17 protein-coding genes are annotated in these 23,170 nt (G+C 58.9%); 9 read left to right on the top strand and 8 right to left on the bottom strand.

What is annotated here, in order from left to right; all coding sequences use genetic code 11:
* Positions 1 to 171: 171 nt before the first annotated feature.
* On the bottom strand, positions 172 to 1,131 hold the full coding sequence (locus CJU81_RS18805) for an alpha/beta fold hydrolase (RefSeq protein WP_095037820.1): 960 nt from the start codon (positions 1,129 to 1,131) through the stop codon (positions 172 to 174).
* Between the two features lie 104 nt (positions 1,132 to 1,235).
* On the bottom strand, positions 1,236 to 3,611 hold the full coding sequence (ppsA, locus tag CJU81_RS18800; RefSeq protein ID WP_086796050.1) for a phosphoenolpyruvate synthase: 2,376 nt from the start codon (positions 3,609 to 3,611) through the stop codon (positions 1,236 to 1,238).
* A 177-nt stretch (positions 3,612 to 3,788) separates the two neighbouring features.
* On the opposite strand from ppsA, the gene ppsR reads away from it, so the two are divergent.
* The gene (gene ppsR, locus CJU81_RS18795; protein ID WP_016779906.1) at positions 3,789 to 4,607 is read left to right on the top strand and encodes a posphoenolpyruvate synthetase regulatory kinase/phosphorylase PpsR; all 819 of its coding nucleotides are present in this window, start codon (positions 3,789 to 3,791) and stop codon (positions 4,605 to 4,607) included.
* Positions 4,608 to 4,694: 87 nt separating this feature from the next.
* Here the strand turns inward: ppsR and prpD are convergent, their stop codons facing one another.
* The 6 genes from prpD to CJU81_RS18765 all read right to left on the bottom strand — a co-directional run bounded on the left by prpD (position 4,695) and on the right by CJU81_RS18765 (position 13,231).
* Positions 4,695 to 6,179 carry a 2-methylcitrate dehydratase gene (prpD, locus tag CJU81_RS18790; RefSeq protein WP_095037819.1) on the bottom strand — a complete coding sequence of 495 codons (1,485 nt, stop codon included), beginning with the start codon at positions 6,177 to 6,179 and terminating at the stop codon, positions 4,695 to 4,697.
* A 156-nt stretch (positions 6,180 to 6,335) separates the two neighbouring features.
* A complete protein-coding gene (gene prpF / locus CJU81_RS18785) occupies positions 6,336 to 7,526 on the bottom strand; it encodes a 2-methylaconitate cis-trans isomerase PrpF (RefSeq protein WP_095037818.1) in 1,191 nt (396 codons plus the stop codon).
* Between the two features lie 47 nt (positions 7,527 to 7,573).
* The gene (acnD, locus tag CJU81_RS18780; protein WP_095037817.1) at positions 7,574 to 10,165 is read right to left on the bottom strand and encodes a Fe/S-dependent 2-methylisocitrate dehydratase AcnD; all 2,592 of its coding nucleotides are present in this window, start codon (positions 10,163 to 10,165) and stop codon (positions 7,574 to 7,576) included.
* A 166-nt stretch (positions 10,166 to 10,331) separates the two neighbouring features.
* The gene (gene prpC, locus CJU81_RS18775) at positions 10,332 to 11,459 is read right to left on the bottom strand and encodes a bifunctional 2-methylcitrate synthase/citrate synthase (protein WP_095037816.1); all 1,128 of its coding nucleotides are present in this window, start codon (positions 11,457 to 11,459) and stop codon (positions 10,332 to 10,334) included.
* 165 nt (positions 11,460 to 11,624) lie between these two features.
* The gene (gene prpB / locus CJU81_RS18770) at positions 11,625 to 12,512 is read right to left on the bottom strand and encodes a methylisocitrate lyase (protein WP_019827683.1); all 888 of its coding nucleotides are present in this window, start codon (positions 12,510 to 12,512) and stop codon (positions 11,625 to 11,627) included.
* A complete protein-coding gene (locus CJU81_RS18765; RefSeq protein ID WP_095037815.1) occupies positions 12,509 to 13,231 on the bottom strand; it encodes a GntR family transcriptional regulator in 723 nt (240 codons plus the stop codon). The genes prpB and CJU81_RS18765 overlap by 4 nt, the downstream gene beginning before the upstream one ends.
* A 280-nt stretch (positions 13,232 to 13,511) precedes the next feature.
* On the opposite strand from CJU81_RS18765, the gene rloA reads away from it, so the two are divergent.
* From rloA to CJU81_RS18725, 8 genes are all read left to right on the top strand, one after another.
* Positions 13,512 to 14,048 carry a retropepsin-like aspartic peptidase RloA gene (gene rloA, locus CJU81_RS18760; protein ID WP_095037814.1) on the top strand — a complete coding sequence of 179 codons (537 nt, stop codon included), beginning with the start codon at positions 13,512 to 13,514 and terminating at the stop codon, positions 14,046 to 14,048.
* A gap of 5 nt (positions 14,049 to 14,053) precedes the next feature.
* The gene (rloB, locus tag CJU81_RS18755; protein WP_095037813.1) at positions 14,054 to 15,586 is read left to right on the top strand and encodes an osmotic stress tolerance membrane protein RloB; all 1,533 of its coding nucleotides are present in this window, start codon (positions 14,054 to 14,056) and stop codon (positions 15,584 to 15,586) included.
* Positions 15,586 to 16,569 carry an alpha-L-glutamate ligase-like protein gene (locus CJU81_RS18750; RefSeq protein ID WP_095037812.1) on the top strand — a complete coding sequence of 328 codons (984 nt, stop codon included), beginning with the start codon at positions 15,586 to 15,588 and terminating at the stop codon, positions 16,567 to 16,569. The genes rloB and CJU81_RS18750 overlap by 1 nt, the downstream gene beginning before the upstream one ends.
* Positions 16,570 to 16,689: 120 nt before the next feature.
* Entirely contained in the window at positions 16,690 to 18,033 is a 1,344-nt protein-coding gene (pabB, locus tag CJU81_RS18745; RefSeq protein ID WP_095037853.1) for an aminodeoxychorismate synthase component I, read from the top strand.
* Positions 18,034 to 18,101: 68 nt separating this feature from the next.
* Complete coding sequence (locus CJU81_RS18740) at positions 18,102 to 18,836, top strand: phosphoadenylyl-sulfate reductase (RefSeq protein ID WP_095030642.1); 735 nt, start codon at positions 18,102 to 18,104, stop codon at positions 18,834 to 18,836.
* A 171-nt stretch (positions 18,837 to 19,007) separates the two neighbouring features.
* Positions 19,008 to 19,526 carry a sigma-70 family RNA polymerase sigma factor gene (locus tag CJU81_RS18735; RefSeq protein ID WP_095030641.1) on the top strand — a complete coding sequence of 173 codons (519 nt, stop codon included), beginning with the start codon at positions 19,008 to 19,010 and terminating at the stop codon, positions 19,524 to 19,526.
* 6 nt (positions 19,527 to 19,532) lie between these two features.
* Positions 19,533 to 20,519 carry a FecR family protein gene (locus CJU81_RS18730; protein WP_095037811.1) on the top strand — a complete coding sequence of 329 codons (987 nt, stop codon included), beginning with the start codon at positions 19,533 to 19,535 and terminating at the stop codon, positions 20,517 to 20,519.
* Positions 20,520 to 20,595: 76 nt separating this feature from the next.
* Positions 20,596 to 23,001: a TonB-dependent siderophore receptor gene (locus CJU81_RS18725; RefSeq protein WP_095037810.1), complete on the top strand. Its 2,406-nt coding sequence runs from the start codon at positions 20,596 to 20,598 to the stop codon at positions 22,999 to 23,001.
* The last annotated feature ends 169 nt before the right edge of the window (positions 23,002 to 23,170 follow it).

Raw genomic sequence — 23,170 nt, 5'->3', positions numbered from 1 at the left:
CGTCCAGGCCACTAGCGACAACTAATATCACACAAAAGAACAAGTTATGACCACCTCGCGATATCGGGTCACACGCTATCCGTAGCAGCTAGCTGCACAAACACTGCAACTGTGGGAGCGAGCCTGCTCGCGAAGGTCGTTCGCGAGCAGGCTCGCTCCCACAATAAGTATCTACAACGATTGCGCAGTGCCTTTTAGTAGCCAATCACGCACCAACGGCCACACTTCCTGCTGCGCAGGCTGGCTGACGAGCATTTCAACATGACTGAAGTCAGAGCTGAAACCCTGCTCACGCCCCAAAGAAACGAATTTGCGCTGCTCTGAACCCAACTGATCGAACAGTTTGCGGCATGCCCACTCAGGTGTTTGTCGATCACCCGCAGCCGCCACCACCAATGCCGGAATCTGCACCTCGGCCAGCCCGCCCCACCAGTCACGCTCGGCATCCTTGAAACGCCCCATAAAACCATTCCAGCGCAGGGTTTCAAGGGCGATGCTGACGGGTTCGTCTTCCGGGCCACGCTTGAGACGCGTCCCCGAGAGTTGTTTGAAACGCTTCAACAACAGATAGGCGCCCCACTGCACCGGCGGAATTTTCAGCGACCAGTAACGACGATTGATCTGGCAACCAAAGAACGCCGCCGACGCCACATCCTGCGCGCTCAAATACTGCCCCCCCAGGGCCGCAGCCAAACTGATAGCCCCCTGGGAATGACCGATCCAGTGCGGGGTTTGCCCACTTAGCTCACGCACAAACGCAGCGATGGCCGGCAAATCGTAACGGGCATAGTCGGCTACCCGGTTCTTGTGCCAACTCACATTGCGCGACGACAGGCCGTGGCCGCGCATTTCCGGCAGCCACACATCAAACCCGGCACGCGCCAAAAACACCCCAAGCCCTACGCCCTTGGGCGAGTACCAGAAGCGTCGATTGGAAAAACTGCCATGCAACAGGATGACCGGCACACCGCGGACCTGGCTGTCGTCCGCCATGCCCAGTCGGGTCACCACCAGCTCAACGGAAATATCCGGGCTATTGGCGGGTTTCAAGCGATATACATCTTCGCTCAGGTCGCCCCGACGCTCAGCGCTGATCAGGGCAACGGGAAAAAGGAGACTGCTGCTTTGCATAATGCTCTTGCACAAAAAAGGGCGACTTCTTTCAAGAACTCGCCCTACCACGGCTTATAAAGAGCAGGGCAACCGTTTGGCTGCCCTGCCCCTCTCTCAACGACTCAAGCCTTGGCTTGACCTTCTGCCAGGAAGAACCAGGTTTCCAGAACGCTGTCCGGGTTCAGGGACACGCTTTCGATGCCCTGCTCCATCAGCCACAGCGCCAGGTCCGGGTGATCAGACGGGCCCTGACCGCAAATACCGATGTACTTGCCGGCCTTGTTGCACGCCTGAATGGCATTGGACAGCAGCTTTTTAACCGCCGGGTTGCGTTCGTCAAACAGGTGAGCGATTACACCGGAGTCGCGATCCAGGCCCAGGGTCAGCTGGGTCAGGTCGTTGGAACCGATGGAGAAGCCATCGAAGTACTCAAGGAACTCTTCAGCCAGGATCGCGTTGGACGGCAGCTCGCACATCATGATGATGCGCAGGCCGTTTTCGCCGCGCTTAAGACCGTTTTTGGCCAGCAGGTCGATAACCTGGCTCGCTTCGCCCAGGGTACGCACAAACGGCACCATGATTTCGACGTTGGTAAAGCCCATCTCGTTGCGTACACGCTTGAGCGCACGGCACTCGAGTTCGAAGCAGTCACGGAAGTTTTCGCTGATGTAACGCGAAGCACCACGGAAACCCAGCATCGGGTTTTCTTCTTCCGGCTCGTAGAGCTTGCCGCCGATCAGGTTGGCGTATTCATTGGACTTGAAGTCCGACAGCCGCACGATGACTTTCTTCGGGGTAAATGCGCCAGCCAGGGTGCTGATGCCTTCAACCAGTTTTTCAACGTAGAAACCTACCGGATCGCTGTAACCAGCAATGCGCTTGTCGACGCTGTCCTTGATTTCCTGTGGCAGGCCATCGTAGTTCAGCAGCGCCTTGGGGTGCACACCGATCATGCGGTTGATGATGAACTCAAGGCGGGCCAGGCCCACACCGGCGTTCGGCAACTGCGCGAAGTCAAAGGCACGGTCCGGGTTGCCGACGTTCATCATGATCTTGAACGGCAGGTCCGGCATGGCGTCCACGGAGTTCTTCTTGATATCGAAGCCCAGTTCGCCTTCGAAGATAAACCCGGTATCGCCTTCAGCACAGGAAACGGTAACGCCCTGGCCGTCTTTCAACAGCTGGGTGGCATTGCCGCAACCCACCACGGCCGGGATGCCCAGTTCGCGGGCGATGATCGCCGCATGACAGGTACGACCGCCACGGTTGGTGACGATGGCGCTGGCGCGCTTCATCACCGGCTCCCAGTCGGGGTCGGTCATGTCCGAGACCAGAACGTCGCCCGGCTGGACTTTGTCCATTTCCGACACGTCCTTGATGATGCGTACCTTGCCTGCGCCGATGCGCTGGCCAATGGCACGGCCTTCAGCCAGTACCGTACCGGTTTCCTTGAGCAGGTAGCGTTCCATGACATTGCCGGCGCTGCGGCTTTTCACGGTTTCAGGGCGCGCCTGGACGATGTACAGCTTGCCGTCATCGCCGTCTTTGGCCCACTCGATGTCCATCGGGCACTTGTAGTGCTTCTCGATGATCATCGCCTGTTTGGCCAGCTCGCTGACTTCGGCATCGGTCAGGCAGAAGCGGGCGCGATCGGCTTTTTCAACGTCAATCACCTTGACCGACTTGCCGGCCTTGGCTTCGTCGCCGTAGATCATCTTGATGGCTTTGCTGCCCAGGTTGCGACGCAGAATCGCAGGGCGGCCAGCTTCCAGGGTTTGTTTGTGAACGTAGAACTCGTCCGGATTTACCGCACCTTGTACGACGGTTTCGCCCAGGCCGTAGGCGCCGGTGATGAACACTACATCACGGAAACCCGACTCAGTGTCCAGGGTAAACATCACGCCCGCAGTGCCGGTTTCGGAGCGAACCATGCGCTGTACGCCAGCAGACAGGGCGACCAGTTTGTGGTCAAAGCCTTGGTGCACGCGGTATGAAATGGCGCGGTCGTTGAACAGGGAGGCAAATACTTCCTTGGCCGCACGAATGACGTTTTCAACGCCACGGATGTTCAGGAAGGTTTCCTGCTGACCGGCAAAGGAGGCGTCCGGCAAGTCTTCGGCGGTGGCCGAGGAGCGCACGGCAACGGCCATGTCCGGGTTGCCTTGGGACAGAGCAGCAAAGGCGGTACGAATTTCGGCGTTGAGCTTCTCCGGGAACTCGGCTTCCATGATCCATTGACGGATCTGGGCACCGGTTTTGGCCAGGGCATTGACGTCATCTACATCGAGCGCATCCAGCGCAGCATGGATCTGGTCGTTCAAACCGCTCAGTTCGAGAAAATCACGATAGGCCTGAGAAGTCGTGGCGAAGCCACCGGGAACTGAAACACCAGCGCCTGCAAGATTACTGATCATCTCGCCGAGGGATGCGTTCTTGCCCCCCACATGCTCCACGTCATGGGCGCCGAGCTTATCGAGGGAAACTACGTACTCTACCAAGGTGATCTCTCCACTAACGGTGTTGGGAAAAGCTCAGGGCGCTGGATGCTCATCATGAGTCATCGCAGCGATTGTGGCCTGGACCTGGAAAATAAGTGACACTGCCTGTCATGTAGCGCGACAAAAGCGCGCCTATCATATCCAAGAATCGTCACCAGCTTAAGGCCCAAGGCGCAAATGAAACGATCTGCTTTCTTTATATCCGATGGCACCGGCATTACAGCCGAAACCCTGGGCCAGAGTTTGCTGGCACAATTCGAGAATGTGACCTTCAGCAAATTCACACGCCCCTATATCGACAGCGTGGAAAAAGCGCGGGCAATGGTGCAACAAATCGATAACGCCGCCGAAAAGGACGGATTTAGCCCGATAATTTTCGACACTATCGTCAATCAGGATATTCGCGAAATCCTTGCGACGTCCAACGGTTTCATGATCGACATCTTCTCCAGCTTTCTGGCTCCGCTGGAGCAGGCGCTTGGCGAACACTCCTCGTATTCGGTGGGCAAATCCCACTCCATTGGTCACAACTCCAACTACATGGAGCGTATCGAAGCGGTGAACTTTGCTCTCGACAACGATGATGGCGCCCGTACACATAAGTACGACAAGGCCGACCTGATCCTGGTCGGCGTGTCGCGTTGCGGCAAAACCCCTACATGCCTGTATATGGCCATGCAATTCGGCATCCGTGCGGCCAACTACCCGCTGACCGATGACGACATGGAAAGCCTCAAGCTGCCAGCTGCCCTGCGTGAACACAAACACAAGCTGTTCGGCCTGACCATCGACCCGGATCGCCTGACGGCCATTCGCAACGAACGCAAGCCCAACAGCCGCTACTCCAGCTTTGCCCAGTGTGAATTTGAAGTGCGCGAAGTTGAACGCCTGTTCCAGCGCGAAAACATCCCGCACATCAACTCTACACATTTCTCGGTTGAAGAAATCTCGGCCAAAATCCTGGTTGAAAAAGGCGTGGAGCGGCGTTTCAAGTAACAGCGCTGAACATGAAACCTGTGGGAGCGAGCCTGCTCGCGAAGCCGGTAAAGCCCTTTCGCGAGCAGGCTCGCTCCCACTTCGGCCTTAGATCACCAACAAATCCACAAACCGGTTAACCGGCGTGGCTTCCAGCGCCGCCTGATCCTTGCACAGGGCAAAAATCTGCGCACACCGCTGGCCCACAAAACGGGTCGCCAGATTGGCCTTGAACTTGTCCTCCAGCAATGGAATCCCTTCATCCCGACGCCGACGATGGCCAATCGGGTACTCAACCTCCACTTGCCCGGTGCTGGTGCCATCACTGAAAAACACCTCGATGGCATTGGCAATCGAGCGCTTGTCCGCCTCGAGGTACTCGCGGGTGTAGCGCGGGTTTTCGACCACTACCATTTTGTCCCGCAGTTGGTCGATGATCGGATGGGCCCCATGAAAATCATCCTCGTACTGCTCGGCAACCAGATTGCCAAAAGCCAGCGGCACGGCGGTCATGTACTGAATGCAATGATCACGGTCCGCCGCGTTGGCCAATTTGCCTTGCTTGGAAATGATCCGAATCGCCGATTCATGGGTTGTAATCACGATTTTTTCGATGTCGTGCAGACGATCCTTGACCTGCGGGTGCAGGGTCACCGCCGCTTCGCACGCCGTTTGCGCATGGAATTCGGCCGGAAAGCTGATCTTGAACAGCACGTTTTCCATCACATAGGTGCCGTAGGGCTGACTCAGCCGGAACTGGCGCTGACCTTCGGGCTTGAGCGCCAGGTCCTTGTTGGTGTGGCTGAACAGCACATCATAAAAACCCCACTGCGGCGCCGTCAGCACCCCGGGGATGCCCATTTCACCGCGTAGCGCGATATCGGCAAGGCGCACGCCACGGCTCGACGCATCCCCCGCAGCCCAGGACTTGCGTGACCCGGCGTTCGGCGCATGGCGATAGGTACGCAACGCCTGGCCATCGACAAAAGCGTGGGACAGCGCCGACAGCAACTGCTCACGGTTAGCCCCCATCAACTTGGCGCACACCGCCGTCGAAGCCACTTTAACCAGCAAAACATGGTCAAGACCGACACGATTGAAGGAGTTTTCCAGGGCCAATACACCCTGAATCTCGTGGGCCATGATCATAGCTTCGAGTACTGCGCGCACCGTCAGTGGCGCCTGGCCATTGGCTACCTGTTTTTGCGAGAGGTGATCGGCCACTGCCAGAATGCCCCCCAGATTGTCCGAGGGGTGGCCCCACTCCGCAGCCAGCCAGGTGTCGTTGTAATCCAGCCAGCGCACGATGCAGCCGATGTCCCATGCTGCCTTGACCGGGTCCAGACGATACGAAGTGCCCGGTACCCGAGCACCAAACGGCACCACGGTGCCCTCGACCATTGACCCCAGGTGCTTGGTGCACTCAGGAAATCGCAGCGCCAGCAGGCCGCAGCCCAATGTGTCCATCAGGCAGTTGCGCGCAGTATTCAGGGCTTCGGGGGAGGTGATGGTGTAGGTCAGTACATAATCGGCAATGTCCTGCAAAACCTTGTCGTAATCGGGGCGATTATTGAGGTCGACGTTGGCGCTCATGGGGCAGTCTCCAAAGAGTGGGTAAGGGTCGTGTCCATCCTCAGGTTCATCGTGATTTTGCGGGTCTAAATGCCCGTTTGATGTAACAGAATCAAAAGCCCCTCACCACGCCTCTCCCGAAGGGAGAGGGGACTAAAGGCAAAAGGGTTCACCCGATCAAAAAGAATCACCCGGCACCCGCACCCAGCCTTCCATCAACACCCGCGCACTGCGGCTCATGATGGCTTTGGTCACGGTCCATTCGCCGTTAACCTGGCGCGCCTCTGCCCCCACGCGCAAAGTGCCCGAGGGATGACCGAAACGCACGGCGCTACGCAATTCACCACCTGCAGCCAGATTGACCAGCGTGCCCGGAATCGCTGCTGCCGTACCGATGGCGACTGCCGCAGTGCCCATCATGGCGTGGTGCAACTTGCCCATCGACAAGGCCCGCACCAGCAAATCCACTGCCTGCGCAGCCACCGGCTTGCCACTGGATGACACATACGCCGCGGGCGGTGCAACAAAGGCAACCTTTGGCGTGTGCTGACGCTTGGCCGCGTCTTCAAGCTTGTCGATCAGGCCCATGCGCAGTGCGCCGTGAGCGCGGATGGTTTCGAACATGGCCAGGGCTTTCGGGTCGCTGTTGATGTCGTTTTGCAGCTCTGCACCGCTATAACCGATGTCCCGCGCGTTGACGAAAATCGTCGGGATCCCGGCATTGATCATCGTCACGTTCAAGGTGCCGACACCCGGTACTTCAAGGTCGTCCACCAGGTTACCGGTTGGAAACATCGAACCGCCTGCCCCCTCTTCATCCGCCGCCGGGTTGAGAAACTCCAACTGCACTTCAGCGGCCGGAAAGGTCACGCCGTCGAGTTCAAAATCGCCGGTTTCCTGTACCGCACCTTCGGTGATCGGTACATGGGCGATGATGGTCTTGCCAATATTGGCCTGCCAGATTCGCACCACCGCCGTACCGTTTTGCGGAATGCGCGCGGCATCCACCAAACCGCTGCTGACCGCGAACGAGCCCACGGCCGCCGACAGGTTGCCGCAGTTGCCGCTCCAGTCGACAAATGGCTTGTCGATGGCCACTTGGCCGAACAGGTAATCGACGTCGTGATCCGCCTGCAGGCTTTTGCTGACGATCACGGTTTTACTGGTGCTGGACGTAGCCGCACCCATTCCGTCGATCTGTTTTTCGTACGGGTCGGGGCTGCCAATCACGCGCAACAACAAGGCATCACGGGCGGCACCCGGCACCTGAGCCACGGCGGGCAAGTCCAGCAGGCTGAAAAACACGCCTTTGCTGGTGCCGCCACGCATGTAGGTTGCGGGAATTCTGATTTGCGCTGCGTAGGCCATAACACTGAGTCCTATAGTAGCCGGGGCACCTGGCCCCGGCGCTGGGGTTAGGCTGTCGCCGATTCCAGGAAGTCCTGGGCAAAACGCTGCAACACGCCACCGGCTTCGTAGATCGAGACTTCTTCCGCGGTATCCAGGCGGCAGGTCACCGGCACTTCCAGGCGTTCGCCATTTTTGCGGGTGATCACCAGGGTCAGCGTTGCACGCGGCGTGCGCTCGCCGACTACGTCGTAGGTTTCACTGCCGTCGATCTGCAGGGTCTTGCGGTTGGTACCCGGCAAAAATTCCAGTGGCAACACGCCCATGCCGACCAGGTTGGTGCGGTGAATACGCTCAAAGCCTTCGGCCGCGATGGCCTCGACACCTGCCAGGCGTACACCCTTGGCCGCCCAGTCACGGGACGAGCCCTGACCGTAATCGGCGCCCGCGATAATGATCAGCGGCTGCTTGCGTTCCATGTAGGTTTCAATAGCTTCCCACATGCGCATCACCTTGCCCTCGGGCTCAAGGCGAGTCAGTGAGCCCTGCTTGACCTTGCCGTCCTCGATCACCATTTCGTTGAACAGCTTCGGGTTGGCGAATGTCGCGCGCTGGGCCGTCAGGTGGTCACCACGGTGGGTGGCGTAGGAGTTGAAGTCGACTTCCGGCAAGCCCATTTTCGCCAGATATTCGCCTGCGGCGCTGTCGAGCATGATGGCGTTGGACGGCGACAAGTGGTCCGTGGTGATGTTGTCCGGCAGCACCGCCAACGGACGCATGCCTTTGAGTGGACGTGCCCCGGCCAGCGCCCCTTCCCAATAGGGCGGACGGCGGATGTAGGTACTTTGCGGGCGCCAGTCATACAGCGGCTCGACTTTCGGGCCGGTGTCTTCATGGATGGCGAACATCGGAATGTAGACCTGGCGAAACTGCTCGGGTTTGACCGCAGCCTTGACCACGGCGTCGATTTCTTCATCGCTCGGCCAGATGTCCTTGAGGCGGATTTCCTTGCCGCTGGCATCCAGGCCCAATACATCTTTCTCGATATCGAAACGAATGGTGCCGGCAATTGCGTAAGCCACCACTAGCGGTGGCGAGGCGAGAAATGCCTGTTTGGCGTAAGGGTGAATTCGCCCATCAAAGTTACGGTTGCCCGACAGCACGGCCGTGGCGTACAGGTCGCGGTCGATGATTTCCTGCTGGATCGCAGGGTCCAGGGCACCGGACATGCCGTTGCAGGTGGTGCAGGCAAATGCCACCACGCCAAAGCCCAGCTTCTCCAGTTCATGGGTCAAACCGGCTTCGTCCAGATACAGGGCCACGGTTTTGGAGCCCGGCGCCAGCGAGGTCTTCACCCACGGCTTGCGGCTCAGGCCAAGCTTGTTGGCATTGCGCGCCATCAAGCCCGCGGCGATCACGTTGCGCGGGTTGCTGGTATTGGTGCAACTGGTGATAGCCGCGATGATGACCGCGCCATCGGGCATTTGCCCCGGCACATCGTCCCATTGACCGGCGATGCCCTTGGCTGCCAGATCAGTGGTGGCCACGCGCGCGTGCGGGTTGCTCGGCCCGGCCATGTTGCGCACTACCGATGACAGGTCAAAGCTCAGACTGCGCTCGTATTGCGCGCCCTTGAGGCTGTCGGCCCACAGGCCGCTGACCCTAGCGTAGTTCTCCACCAGTTGCACTTGCTGGTCTTCACGACCGGTCAGCTTGAGGTAATCGATGGTTTGCTGGTCGATATAGAACATCGCAGCCGTGGCGCCGTATTCCGGAGCCATATTGGAGATGGTGGCACGGTCGCCCAGGGTCAAAGCTGCAGCGCCTTCACCGAAGAACTCCAGCCAGGCACCGACCACTTTCTGCTTGCGCAGGAACTCGGTGAGCGCCAGCACCATATCGGTGGCGGTAATACCCGGTTGCAGCTTGCCGGTCAGCTCGACGCCGACGATTTCCGGCAGGCGCATCCACGAGGCACGGCCCAGCATCACGCTTTCGGCTTCAAGGCCGCCAACACCAATGGCGATCACGCCGAGCGAATCCACGTGTGGCGTGTGGCTGTCAGTGCCCACGCAGGTATCCGGGAAGGCCACACCGTCGCGCACCTGGATCACCGGAGACATTTTCTCCAAGTTGATCTGGTGCATGATGCCGTTGCCTGGCGGGATCACATCAACGTTTTTAAAGGCTTTTTTGGTCCACTCGATAAAGTGGAAGCGGTCTTCGTTACGACGGTCTTCGATGGCGCGGTTCTTTTCAAACGCCTCGGGGTCGTAACCGCCGCATTCCACCGCCAGCGAGTGGTCGACGATCAGTTGGGTCGGCACGACCGGGTTGACCTGGGCCGGGTCCCCGCCTTGCTGGGCGATGGCGTCACGCAGGCCGGCGAGGTCGACCAGCGCGGTCTGGCCCAGAATATCGTGGCACACCACACGCGCCGGGAACCACGGAAAGTCGAGATCGCGCTTGCGATCGATCAACTGGCTCAGCGATGCATTCAGGGTGGCCGGATCACAGCGGCGCACCAGGTTTTCGGCCAGTACGCGGGAGGTATAAGGCAGCGTGTCATACGCACCGGGCTTGATCGCATCGACCGCCGCACGGGTGTCGAAATAATCCAGCCGGGTGCCCGGTAATGTTTTGCGAAATTCAGTATTCATTGGCGCAGGACTCGATCACGGTAGGTACAAAAGGGCAAACAGGCCAGGAACTCATGTGGGAGCGGGCTGCTCGCGATGCAGGCGCTGCGGTCGCTCAGGCGGACCGCGTTGATGCCATCGCGGGCAAGCCCGCTCCCACCTTTTAATCGGCTCTGTGCCTGCTCACTCAGCGACGTTCGATTGGCACGAACTTGCGCTGTTCTACGCCGATGTACTCGGCGCTCGGTCGGATGATGCGGTTGTTGGCACGCTGCTCGAACACATGCGCCGCCCAGCCGGTCAGGCGCGAGCAGACAAAGATCGGGGTGAACAGCTTGGTAGGGATACCCATGAAGTGATACGCCGAGGCATGGTAGAAGTCGGCGTTGGGGAACAGCTTCTTTTGTTCCCACATGGTCTTGTCGATCGCTTCGGAGACCGGGAACAACACGGTGTCGCCCACTTCGTCGGCGAGTTTTTTCGACCAGCCCTTGATCACTTCGTTACGCGGGTCGCTGTCTTTGTAGATTGCGTGGCCAAAGCCCATGATCTTGTCCTTGCGCGCCAGCATGCCGAGGGTGCCCTGCACCGCTTCTTCTGCCGAGCCAAAGCGTTCGATCATTTCCATCGCCGCCTCGTTGGCGCCGCCGTGCAGCGGGCCGCGCAGCGAACCGATGGCCGCGGTGATGCACGAATACAGATCGGACAAGGTCGAGGCACATACGCGCGCTGTAAAGGTCGAAGCGTTGAACTCGTGCTCGGCGTAAAGGATCAGTGAGACGTTCATCACCTTGACGTGCAGCTCGCTCGGCTTCTTGTCGTGCAGCAAGTGCAGGAAGTGGCCGCCGATCGACTCTTCGTCGGTTACGCAATTGATGCGCTTGCCGTCATGGCTGAAGCGATACCAGTAGCACATGATTGCCGGGAAAGCGGCCAGCAGGCGGTCGGTCTTGTCCTGTTGCTCCGAGAAGTCTTTCTCTGGCTCAAGGTTGCCCAGGAACGAGCAACCGGTGCGCATCACGTCCATCGGGTGGGCGTCGGCGGGAATGCGCTCCAGCACTTCTTTCAATGCCTGGGGCAGATCGCGCAGCTTTTGCAGCTTGGCCGTGTAGCCAGCCAGCTGGGTTTTGGTCGGCAGTTCGCCGTACAACAGCAGGTAAGCTACTTCTTCGAAGCGAGCTTCGGCCGCCAGTTCACGTACGTCATAACCACGATAAGTGAGGCCCGCGCCTTCCTGGCCTACGGTGGACAGGGCCGTTTGCCCGGCCACCTGGCCACGTAAACCGGCACCACTCAATACTTTTGCTTCGGCCATTGCGCTTCTCCAATCTTGAATTTGTTAGGGATTCGGCAACTACTGGGTTCAATACATACATAGGTGGGAGCGAGCCTGCTCGCGATTCAGGCAACACGGTTTGCCTGAATCACTGCGGTGACCCTATCGCGGGCAAGCCCGCTCCCACAGATTCACAGTGTTCTGTTACTTCTTCGCGGCAAACAACGCGTCGAGCTTCTGCTCGAACTCGTGGTAATTGATGGCGTCGTAAAGCTCCATGCGGGTTTGCATGGTGTCGATCACGTTTTGCTGGGTACCGTCGCGGCGGATGGCGGTGTAGACATTTTCGGCCGCCTTGTTCATCGCCCGGAATGCCGATAGCGGGTACAGCACCAGCGATACGTCAGCACCGGCCAGTTGCTCGGTGGTGTACAGCGGCGTGGCACCAAACTCGGTGATGTTGGCCAGAATCGGCGCTTTCACCCGGTTGGCGAACAGTTTGTACATCTCCAGCTCGGTAATGGCTTCCGGGAAAACCATGTCCGCGCCTGCTTCAACACAGGCCGCTGCACGTTCCAGGGCCGATTCCAGGCCTTCTACCGCCAGCGCATCGGTACGCGCCATGATCACGAAACTGTCATCGGTGCGCGCATCGACGGCGGCCTTGATGCGGTCGACCATTTCCTGCAGAGAAACGATTTCCTTGTTCGGGCGATGGCCGCAACGCTTGGCGCCCACCTGGTCCTCAATGTGAATCGCCGCAGCGCCGAACTTGATCATCGACTTGACGGTGCGCGACACGTTGAAAAACGAAGAGCCGAAGCCAGTATCCACATCTACCAGCAGCGGCAGATCACACACATCGGTAATGCGTCGTACATCAGTCAGTACATCGTCCAGACCGGTAATACCCAGATCCGGCACGCCCAGCGACCCGGCTGCAACGCCGCCACCCGACAGGTAGATAGCCTTGAAACCGGCACGCTTGGCCAGCAGCGCGTGGTTGGCGTTGATCGCACCCACCACTTGCAAAGGATGTTCGCTTGCAACTGCATCACGGAAACGCTGGCCTGGACTGTTCTTATTGCTCATGACTCACCTCGTGGAGTGGCTGTCTGCTGGGCGCTGTCTTGGTAGTGACGCGCAATATTGCGTTTCGAAGCGCCGATATGTCGGCGCATCAACAACTCGGCCAGTTCGCCGTCGCGATCGGCAATGGCATCGAGAATGCGGTGATGCTCGGCAAACGCCTGGTGCGGGCGATTGGGCGTGGCGGAAAACTGGATGCGATACATGCGCACCAACTGGTACAGCTCGCCACAGAGCATTTGCGTCAGGGTGCGGTTACCGCTGCCCTGAATAATCTTGTAATGAAAATCGAAGTCGCCTTCCTGCTGGTAGTAGCCAACGCCTGCCTGAAACGCTTCATCGCGTTCATGGGTTTCGAGCACCTGGCGCAACTCGGCGATGTCTTCATCGCTCATGCGCTCGGCGGCCAGACGGCAAGCCATGCCTTCAAGGGACTCGCGAATTTCGTAGAGTTCGATCAGTTCGGCATGGCTCAACGACACGACCCGGGCGCCCACATGGGGCACTCGCACCAATAAACGCTGGCCTTCAAGACGGTGAATGGCTTCGCGCAGCGGCCCACGGCTGATGCCGTAGGTGCGCGCCAGCTCAGGTTCGGAGATCTTGCTTCCCGGGGCGATTTCACCTTTGACAATAGCCGCCTGAATACGCCGAAAAACGTTCTCGGAAAGGGTTTCCGAGTCGTCCTGGGTGATCGGGGCAGGTTCCAGTGCTTGCAGCATATTGTCGACACCTTGAAAATCAATAGCGCCAAAACTAGCCATTTCGAGACAGGTAGTCAAAGAATAAATAGATATTGTCGACAATCGTCTAATACGACCTTGGTTGTATCGACTGGCTGCGTGGAGGGTTAGCGGCGCCTCGGCGCTGGCGCCATAAAACCATCATGTTAGAATGCCGACCGCATCCGCCCTGCCCTCATCTATAGGGCAGCCGCACGAGGAAACTTGCACTCCTGCCAGTCGCCTTGATCTGAAGATTGCAAGAGACGTGCTTCGATTTATGAAATTTTTTCCCCTCTACATCCTCGCCTGCCTGCTGTGCGTACCTGGCTTGAGCCATGCTGGCGAAAAAACCGTGTACGGCCTCAATGAATACGCAGAACTGGCAGGTATTGACCTGCAGGTAGCGGCCAAACTCGACACCGGCGCCAAGACAGCTTCGCTCAGTGCCCGTGACATCAAGCGCTTCAAACGTGATGGCGAAAGCTGGGTACGTTTTTACCTGGCCATCGATGATGCCCACTCGCACCCCATCGAACGCCCGCTGGCCCGTGTCAGCAAGATCAAGCGGCGCTCGGGTGACTACGACCCGCAGGCCGACAAGAACTACACCTCGCGCCCGGTCATTTCCCTGGAAATCTGCATGGGCAAGGCTTTACGCACCATCGAAGTGAACTTGACCGATAGAAGTGCGTTCCAATACCCGCTGTTGATTGGCTCCGAAGCGCTAAAGCGCTTTGATGCGCTGGTTGACCCAAGTCTTAAATACGCTGCTGGCAAACCTGCCTGCGCCGCCAACGCTCAAACCGCAGAGTAATTGAAATGCGCGCTCTTACCCTTCACCTGAAAATCTTGATCACCATCCTTGTGGTGCTGGGCATTTCGATCACGGCCTATCAGATTTTCGTCCTCGGCATTCCTGTGACCGAAGACGCCACGGATGACTTGTGGAATATCGACGCCAAGGTCGAGTTTGTCGCCAGCTCCAAAGATCCGGTCAAGATCCAGATGTTCGTGCCGCCGCTGAACCGCGACTACGTCAGCCTCAACGAAAGCTTCATCTCCAACAACTACGGGGTGAGCGTCAACCGGGTTGACGGTAACCGCAAGGTCACATGGTCGGCACGCCGGGTCAGTGGCAAGCAAACCCTGTACTACCGCCTGGTGCTGACCAAGCGCTACTCGGGTGACAAGACCAAGATCAAAGGTCCGGTATTTCGCGACAGCATCGCTGTTGAAGGTCCGGAAAAAATTGCCGCCGAAGCCTTGCTCGCGCCGATCCGCCAGCACTCGGCCGATGTCGAAACCTTTATCAGCGAAACCATCAAGCGCGTCAGCAATGCCAACGATGACAACGTGAAACTGCTGCTGGCGGGCGACCCTTCGACCGCGCACAAGGCACAAATCATCGAGTTGCTGCTGTCGATTGCCCACGTACCAATGGAAAAAGTCCACACCATCCGCCTGGTGGCCGACCAGCCACAAACCCCGGAACTGTGGCTGCGCAGCTTCAACGGCAACGACTGGCTGTACTTCAACCCGGAAACCGGCGAACAGGGCCTGCCGTCTGACCGCCTGCTGTGGTGGATCGGCGACGAGCCGATGGTCACGGTCGATGGTGGTAAAAAAGCCAACGTTACTTTCAGCCTGAACAACAGCGAAATGAACGCCATTCGCCTGGCCAAGCTGACCGACGAGAACACTGACGCCAACTTCCTTGAGTATTCGCTGTACGGCTTACCGCTGCAGACCCAGCAAACCTTCATGATCATGGTCATGATCCCGATCGGCGTGCTGGTGATCCTGATCCTGCGCAACCTGATCGGCCTGCAAACCCTGGGTACGTTTACCCCGGTTCTGATTGCCCTGGCCTTCCGCGAGACCCAGCTGGGCTTCGGCATCATCCTGTTTACGGTGATTACCGCACTGGGGCTGACGCTGCGCTCCTACCTTGAACACTTGAAGCTGCAGATGCTGCCACGCCTGTCCGTGGTGCTGACCTTTGTGGTCATCCTGATCGCGGCCATCAGTTTGTTCAGCCACAAGCTGGGCCTGGAACGCGGGCTTTCGGTCGCCCTGTTCCCGATGGTGATTCTGACAATGACCATCGAGCGTCTGTCGATCACCTGGGAAGAGCGCGGCGGCGGGCACGCCATGAAAGTCGCGATCGGCACCCTGTTCGCCGCCACCCTGGCGTACCTGGTTATGAGCGTGCCGGAGCTGGTGTACTTCGTGTTCACCTTCCCGGCAGTTCTGCTGATCATGGTGGGCTTCATGCTGGCAATGGGTCGCTACCGGGGCTACCGCCTGACCGAACTGGTGCGTTTCAAAGCATTTCTGAAGGCTGAGTCCTGATGTTCGGCTTCTGGAAGACCTGGAAGGCCCTGGAAGCCCGGGGCATCATGGGCATCAATCGGCGCAATGCGGACTACGTACTCAAGTACAACAAACGCAGCCTGTACCCGATTGTGGATGACAAGATCATCACCAAGGAACGCGCGATCAAGGCCGGTATTCACGTACCTGAAATGTACGGCGTGATTTCCACCGAAAAAGAAATCGAAAAGCTCGATGACATCATCGGTGATCGCAGCGACTTCGTGATCAAGCCTGCGCAGGGCGCTGGCGGTGACGGCATTCTGGTGATTGCGGATCGCTTCGAAGACCGGTTTCGCACCGTCTCGGGCAAGATCATCAGCCATGAAGAGATCGAGCATCAGATCTCCAGCATCCTCACCGGCCTGTATTCTCTGGGCGGTCACCGTGACCGGGCGCTGATCGAGTACCGGGTTACCCCGGACCAGATTTTCAAAAGCATCAGCTACGAAGGTGTGCCGGATATCCGCATCATCGTGCTGATGGGCTACCCGGTAATGGCCATGCTGCGCTTGCCGACCCGTCAATCGGGCGGCAAGGCCAACCTGCACCAGGGCGCCATCGGTGTTGGCGTCGACCTGGCCACCGGCTTGACCCTGCGCGGCACCTGGCTGAACAACATCATCAGCAAACACCCCGACACCACCAACGCGGTTGACGGCGTGCAACTGCCCAACTGGGACGGTTTCATGAAGCTGGCGGCCGGTTGCTACGAGTTGTGCGGCCTGGGCTATATCGGCGTGGACATGGTCCTCGACCAGGACAAAGGCCCGCTGATTCTGGAGCTCAACGCCCGTCCGGGCCTGAATATCCAGATTGCCAACGATTGTGGCCTGACCCTGCGCACCCACGCGGTCGAAGCCCACCTCGAAGAACTGGCCGCCAAAGGGATCAAGGAAACACCAGAAGAGCGCGTGCGCTTTGCCCAGGAACTGTTTGGGCATATTCACCAGCCCGAATAAGCGTTTTCACACCTGTTGGAGCGGGCTTGCCCGCTCCAACAGTTGCCACAAGCCACATAGATTTGCAGTCCTGCACAGGACTACAATCGGCACCCCGCTCCGATGGCTGATTTGCTGCGCATGTTGACCTGTTCTGTACACCCGCTGCCCTATCTCGCAAACCCCGCTGACTATTTCGCGGTGATTCGTCATGCACCCGGTGCCGTGCTGCTCGACAGTGGCCGCCCCACTGCGGACCGTGGCCGCTACGACCTGATGAGTGCATGGCCCGAGGCAGAGCTGACCTTGCAGCCAGACGAGCCGGGGCGCGATTTTCTGCAACGCCTGCGTGACAGGCTGCAGCAATTGGGCAATGCCAGCCTTCCGACCGGATTCGAGCTGCCCTTTGCCGGAGGCCTGATCGGCTACCTGAGCTACGACTTTGGCCGACAACTCGAACAGCTTCCAGCCCACGCCCAGGATGATCTGCACCTGCCGGATGCGCGATTGGGCCTGTACGCCTGGGCACTGATCACGGACCACCAGGCAGCCACCAGCCAGCTTGTATTTCACCCAAGCCTAGAAACAGCAGAGCGCGAGCGCCTGACCCAGCTGTTTAGCCAACCCGCACCACAGCACCATGGGGCGTTCTCTCTCAAGCAGCCAATGCAGGCGGATATCAGCGCCAGCCAGTACGAACAGGCATTGAGCAAGATCCACGACTTCATCCAGGCGGGCGACTGTTACCAGGTCAACTACACCCAGCGCTTTAGCGCGCAGTGCGAAGGTGATGCCTGGACCGCCTATTGCGCCCTGCGCCTGGCCTGCCCGACGCCTTTTTCCGGGTTTATGAGCCTGCCAGACGACAATGCCATTTTGAGCCTGTCCCCCGAGCGCTTTGTACGGGTCAGCCACAATCAGGTAGAAACCCGGCCGATCAAAGGCACCCGGCCACGGGGCAGGAACAGCACCGAAGACGCGGCCAACGCCGCCGAACTGCTGGTAAGCCCCAAGGATCGTGCAGAGAACCTGATGATCGTCGACCTGCTGCGCAATGACCTGGGCCGCACCTGCCGCACCGGCTCGGTGCGCGTGCCGCAACTGTTCACCCTCGAAAGCTACCCCAACGTTCATCACCTGGTCAGCAGCGTTGTCGGCGAACTGGCTGACGACAAAGACGCCCTGGACCTGATTGGCGACAGCTTTCCCGGCGGTTCGATTACCGGGGCGCCCAAAATCCGCGCCATGCAGATCATCGACGAACTTGAACCCACGCGCCGCAGCATTTACTGCGGCTCGCTGCTGTACCTGGATGTACGCGGCGAAATGGACAGCTCCATCGCCATCCGCAGCCTGCTGGTCAAGGACGGGCGCATCAGTTGCTGGGGCGGCGGTGGCATCGTGGCCGACTCCGACTGGCAGGATGAATATCAGGAATCCATCACCAAAGTGAAGGTACTGCTCGATACGCTGCAAACCCTGTAGACCGCGCTTTTTGCTAAGATCGCGATACTAGAGAGCGCCCAGCGCCATTCACTGTAGGAAGCCGCCTGATGAGCCATCCGTTCGACGTCGCTGAACTCGCCGCGACATACGCCAGCAAGTCCCCGCAAGACATACTCAAACTCGCCTTTGAACACTTTGGCGACGAACTCTGGATTTCCTTCAGCGGCGCCGAAGATGTGGTGCTGGTGGACATGGCCTGGAAGCTCAACAAGAACGTCAAGGTGTTCAGCCTCGACACCGGCCGCCTGCACCCCGAGACCTACCGGTTTATCGAACAGGTACGCGAGCACTACAAGATCCAGATCGAGCTGATCTCGCCGGATCAAAGCAAGCTCGAACCGTTCGTCAAGGAAAAAGGCCTGTTCAGTTTCTACAAGGACGGCCATGGCGAATGCTGTGGCGTGCGCAAAATCGAGCCGCTGCGACGCAAGCTGTCGACCGTCAAAGCCTGGGCCACCGGCCAGCGCCGCGACCAGAGCCCCGGCACCCGCAGCCAGGTTGCCGCCCTGGAAATTGACGGCGCGTTCTCCACACCGGAGCGCACGCTTTACAAATTCAACCCGTTGGCACAAATGACCAGCGAGGAAGTCTGGGGCTATATCCGCATGCTGGAGCTGCCTTACAACAGCCTGCATGAACGCGGCTTTATCAGCATTGGCTGCGAACCCTGCACCCGCCCGGTACTGCCCAACCAGCACGAGCGCGAAGGCCGCTGGTGGTGGGAAGAAGCTACGCAAAAAGAATGCGGGCTGCATGCCGGCAATTTGATTGCCAAGAACTGAATCCAGCACAAAACCCGTAGTCGCTGCCGAAGGCTGCGAGCTCTTGATTTGATGAGAGAGTTAAAAGCTCGCAGCCTTCGGCAGCGACTACAATGCTCGCCCAACTTGCGTTTACCCACGACTTTCGTTAAGAATTGGTAATTATTCTCAATAACGTTTAGGCACTGTCCTATGTCTTCGGGTGAACCGTCCTACCAGGCCGCCATTACCGAACTGTACTGCGCGCATCATGGCTGGCTATTTGGCTGGCTGCGCAGAAAACTCGGTTGCGCGCACAATGCCGCCGATCTGGCACACGACACCTTCGCCCGAATCCTCAATGCCCGCGAGTCGGTCGCCACCCTGCGCGAGCCCCGAGCCTTTTTGAGTACTACGGCACGCCGGTTGATCATCGATCAGGTGCGCCGCAAACAAATAGAAAACGCCTATCTGCAAGAGCTGGCCCTGACCGCCGAAGCACTCGAAGGCTTTCAGTCGCCCGAACAGATTCTCACCACCCTGGAAGCCCTTGAGCAGATCGCGTTTATTCTCGAAGGCATGCAGGAAAAGGCGCGCCAGGCATTTGTCCTCTACTACCTGGACGGCCTGACCCAGAGCGACATTGCCCGCCAGTTGGGCTTGTCAGACCGCACCGTGCGCAAATACCTGATCCAGGCCCTGCTGCATTGCAGCCATAGCCTGGACACCTGAGCCCGCATGGCCGAACAACACGAAACGATAGACGAACAAGCCGCCGAATGGATCCTTCGTTTGCACGAAGAGGGCTTCAGCGAGGGCCTGCGCCAGGACTTCGAGCACTGGAAACGGCAAAGCCCGCAACATGCCGCTGCAGCCTTGCGCATGCAGGATGTCATCAACCGGCTGCAGGCTTTGCGCGAACAATCGGTGCCGGCCAAAGCTGCGCTCAATGCGGCATTCGCCGGGCGCAAAGCAGTAACCCGACGTAAACAGGCCCTGCGCGCACTGCTGATCGCAGGTTGTCTGGCACTGCCGGCCACCCTGCTTCTCAAAAGCCAGTACCCCGAACAATGGATGGCCGATATCAGCACCGGCCCCAACGACTGGAAAACGCAGCGCCTGGCCGACAATTCGACCATCACCCTCAGCGGCACCAGCGCACTTAACCTGCGTTTTGACGCTCAGGAGCGTCGTATCGAATTGCTCCAGGGCGAAGTGCTCATCGAAGTTGCCCACGACAGCACCAGACCTTTCGTTGTGCAAACCGCGCAAGGCAGCATGCGCGCCCTGGGTACCCGTTTCGTGGTCAAGCGTCAGGGCGACACCACCGTATTGACCATGTTGCAGTCTCGCGTCGCGGCACAAAGTGCAAATGAACAGCAAACCCTGGAAGTGGCTGCAGGCTCGCGGGCATTGATCCACCGCGACGCGGTCGAACTCGCCGGCAGCATCTCCCCGGCCAGCATCAACCAGGCCTGGGAGCGCCATCAACTGGTGGTTGAGAACCAGCCACTGCCCGAAGTTCTTGATGAGATCTCCCGCCATCGACGCGGCCTCCTGCAGTTTGATCGCGCTGCCCTGGCCAACTTGCGCGTTTCGGCCGTGCTGCCCCTGGACGACACCGACCGGGCGCTGCAACTGATCGCCGACACCCTGCCCCTGCAGATCAACACGTACACCCCATGGCTGATCGTCATCAGCCAGCTGCAACCGGCCAAAAAATAATAATTCCCATTCGTTCCGCTTTTTTCGAGTCAGCCGTCAAGGTAGGTACATAGACTCATAAAGGACTACGCCTTCCATGCTGACTTCCTACAAACCGCTCGCACTGGCGGTTCACTTGATTGTTGCCTCGGCAGCTGGCTTGGCCTGCGTCGCCACGGCCCAGGCGCAAACAGCGGCCGTACAGACCTACGATATCCCCGCAGGCCCGCTGAGCAGCGCACTCAACCGCTTCGCGCAACAGGCCGGCGTAGCCCTCATTTTTCAGTCGAGCAACTTGGAAGGCTTGTCGACTCCCGGCCTGCATGGCGCCTACAACGAACAAGGCGGATTCGAAGCCTTGTTGCGCGGCAGCGGTTATACCGTGGTTAAAAGCGCCAACGGCTATATGCTCAGCGCGCTACCCGCTGCCGCTGGCGCCCTGGAGTTGGGCGCCACCCAGGTCAGCGCCAACCAGCTGGGCACGATCACCGAAGGTAGCGGGTCCTACACACCCGGCTCCATCGCCACTGCAACGCGCATGGTGCTGACACCCCGGGAAACACCGCAGTCCATCTCCGTGGTAACGCGCCAGGCGATGGACGATTTCGGCATGAACTCCATCGACGACGTAATGCGCCACACCCCCGGCATCACCGTGGCCACCTACGACAGTGACCGCACCAGCTATTACTCCCGCGGCTTTGCGATCAAGAACTTCCAGTACGACGGCATCCCTATCCTGCAAGATCCGCAGTACTCGGCCGGGCACACCCTGACTGACACGGCGATTTACGACCGGGTCGAGATTCTCAAAGGTGCAACCGGATTGCTCACCGGCGCCGGCGGCCCGGGCGGCACCATCAACATGGTGCGCAAAAAACCGACCCGTGAATTCAAGGCTCATATCGACGTGGGCGCAGGCTCCTGGGAGAACTACCGCTCCGAAATCGATGTCAGCGGGCCATTAACCGAAAGCGGCAACGTGCGTGGCCGTGCAGTGGCGGCCTATCAGGACAAGCATTCGTTCATGGATCATTACAAGCGCGACAGCGAGGTCTATTACGGCATTCTTGAAGTGGACCTGACGCCCGACACCCTGCTCACCCTGGGTGCCGACTACCAGGACAACAACCCGACCGGCTCCAGCTGGTCGGGCAGCGCTTCACTGTTCAACTCCGCCGGGGAGCGCATCAGCACCCCGCGCTCGTTCAACAACGGCACCAAATGGAGCAGTTGGAAGCAGTACACGCGCACCCTGTTCTCGACCCTGGAGCACAACTTCGACAATGGCTGGGTGGTCAAAGGCCAGTACAACCACCAGATCAACGGCTATAACGCTCCTCTGGGCGCGCTGCTCGACCCGAACGTGACCACCGGCCTGGCGCCGATCCTGGCGCGCAAGTACACCGGCGAATACGTCAGCGACAGCGGCGACCTGTTTGCCACCGGGCCTTTCAGCCTGCTGGGGCGCGAACACGAACTGGTCATTGGCGGCTCGATCTCCAGGTCGCACTGGACCGGCAAGGACTACACCAACGCCAACATGGTCAACAACGCCTACGACTACTACCACTGGAAAGGCGACGCCCTGGAGCCGGACTGGCGCAATGTCACGTCCTACAACGATGAAACCACCCGCCAGGTCGGTACTTACATGACCGGTCGCTTCAGCCTGACCGATGACCTGAAACTCATGCTCGGCACCCGCGTGGCCGACTACAACGTGACCGGCACCAGCCATGCCAAAGACACCGGCAAAGTACTGCCTTACGCAGCCCTGATCTACGACATCAACGACAACATTTCGGCCTATACCAGCTACACGCAGATCTTTTTGCCACAGACGTATTACCGCGATCGTGACAACAAGATGCTTGAGCCGGATGAAGGCACCAACTACGAGCTGGGGTTAAAGGGCGAGTTCTTTGAGGGCCGCCTGAATTCAAGTCTGGCCTACTTCGAAGTGCATCAGGACAACCGCCCTGAAGCGGATATGGCCTACAACGGCAACCCGACCAACCCGGATATTGACTACGCCTACAAGGGTATCAAGGCCACAACCAAGGGTTACGAGGCAGAGATTTCCGGTGAATTGATGCCGGGCTGGCAATTGCAGGCGGGCTACACCCATAAGGTCAGCCGTGACCAGGGCGGTACCAAGGTCTCGACCTGGGAACCCGAGGACCAGATCAATCTGTACACCAGCTACAAGCTGACCGGTGATCTGGACAAACTGACCCTGGGCGGCGGTGTTCGCTGGCAGAGCACCGGCTGGCAGATGCTGACCAACTGGAACAAGGGCGGCACCGTGGAGAAATTCTCCCAGGACCCGTACTGGCTGGTTGATCTGATGGCGCGCTATCAGATTTCGAAAAACCTGTCGGCCACGGTCAACCTGAACAACGTATTCGACAAGTCGTATTACACTAATATCGGTTTTTATAACTCGTCGTACTACGGTGACCCGCGCAATGTGATGGTGACCACGCGCTGGGATTTCTAGACCCCACACACCACAAAACACTCGCGCACAAAAAAGCCTGCACAAAGCAGGCTTTTTTGTTGATCACAGGCGTTCAAGGGGCCTGTGATCGGAATATGGCGCAGCGGACGGGACTCGAACCCGCGACCCCCGGCGTGACAGGCCGGTATTCTAACCGACTGAACTACCG

Source organism: Pseudomonas fragi (genome assembly GCF_002269505.1).
In the GTDB taxonomy this organism is placed as follows: domain Bacteria; phylum Pseudomonadota; class Gammaproteobacteria; order Pseudomonadales; family Pseudomonadaceae; genus Aquipseudomonas; species Aquipseudomonas fragi_D.
This window is presented reverse-complemented; position numbering and strand designations above follow the sequence as displayed.